The sequence below is a fragment of the Paraburkholderia bannensis genome (assembly GCF_014200455.1).
Taxonomy (GTDB): domain Bacteria; phylum Pseudomonadota; class Gammaproteobacteria; order Burkholderiales; family Burkholderiaceae; genus Paraburkholderia; species Paraburkholderia bannensis_A.
The window spans coordinates 1-1,378 of record NZ_JACHBW010000066.1; the positions used below are offsets into that span (position 1 = coordinate 1).

Consider the following 1,378-nt stretch of genomic DNA (forward strand, 5'->3'; position numbering starts at 1 on the left):
CACGGTAGTCCTTCCAGCGGAACGTCACGCCAAGCTCATCGAAGGCGACCAGGCGCTGGTTGGAGATGGCGACGCGGTGCGTGTAGCGTGAGAGGTATTCAAGCACCGCCTTCGGTCCGGCGAATGGGCGCTTGGCGTAGACCACCCATTCGCAGGTACGCAGCGGCGCAAGCCACCGCGCAAAGGTGGCGGGATCGGCGAGCCCGGTGTACTCGCCGAAGAACTGTAGCTGGCCATACCGGTGTGCCGCTTCGAGCGCTTCGAGGAAGCGCCGGCGAAACAGGCGTGAGAGCACGCGCACCGGCAGGAAGAAGCCGGGCCGGCACACAATCCAGCGCTCGCCATCGGGAGAGAGTCCGCCGCCGGGTACGATCCCATGCACATGCGGATGATGCGTGAGTGCCGAGCCCCAGGTGTGCAGGACGAACGTGGCCCCGATCTGCGCGCCGAGATGCCGGGGATCGGCGGCGATCGTGCGCAGCGTGTCGGCGGCGATGTCGAGCAGCAGGCCGTAGATGATCCGTTTGTTATACCAGGCGATCGCACTGACGGGCGCGGGAAGCGTGAAGACGACGTGGAAGTATTCGACGGGTAGCAGATCGGCCTGACGTGCCTCCAGCCAGCGGTGTGCGGCGCTGGCCTGGCACTTCGGGCAATGCCGGTTGCGGCACGAGTTGAAGGACACCTCCGTCCTTGCGCAGCCTGAACAGCGCAGCACATGCCCGCCCAGTGCCGCCGTGCGGCACCGTTCGATGGCCGACATGACCTTCAGCTGCCCCAGGCTCAGGTGCGTTGTAGCCCGCCATGCTGGCCGGTGGCGGCGGAAGATATCCGCAACCTCCAGCATGAGGCGCTACAGCACAGGGGCCGACTCGGTGGGCAGACGGTCCAGCGGACTGGTGACCTCGCGCAGCAGGTCGGTGGCCACCTGGACGTAGAGCGCGGTGTTCTCAAGCTTGGCATGGCCGAGCAGCACCTGGATCACGCGGATGTCTACCTTCTGTTCAAGGAGGTGTGTCGCGAAGCTGTGCCTCAGCGTGTGCATGGATACACGTTTGTCGATGTGGGCAGCCTCGGCGGCGGCATGAATGGCGCGGTTCAGTTGCCGCGTGCTCAACTGGTCGAGCGGATCGAGCCCGGGAAACAGCCACCCACCATCGGGCATCTTGCCCTGCGCACGGGCCACGCGCCACCACACACGCAGACGCTCGAGCAGCACCGGCGAGAGCATCGCATAGCGGTCACGGCGGCCCTTGCCCTGCTCGATACGCAGTGTCATGCGTTCGCTGTCGACGTCGGCGACCTTCAGCGCGACCACTTCACTGGCGCGCAGCCCCGCGCCGTACGCGACCGACAACGCGGTCTGGTGCTTCAGGTT

Annotated in this window: 2 protein-coding genes; both read right to left on the minus strand. The window is 66.1% G+C overall.

Annotated elements, in window-relative coordinates; genetic code table 11:
• The coding region (locus F4827_RS34855; protein ID WP_183734083.1) for an IS91 family transposase at positions 1–847 on the minus strand (847 nt) is incomplete at its 3' end.
• Between the two features lie 6 nt (positions 848–853).
• Positions 854–1,378 (minus strand): tyrosine-type recombinase/integrase (locus F4827_RS34860; RefSeq protein WP_183734086.1); only part of this gene is annotated, 525 nt, incomplete at its 5' end.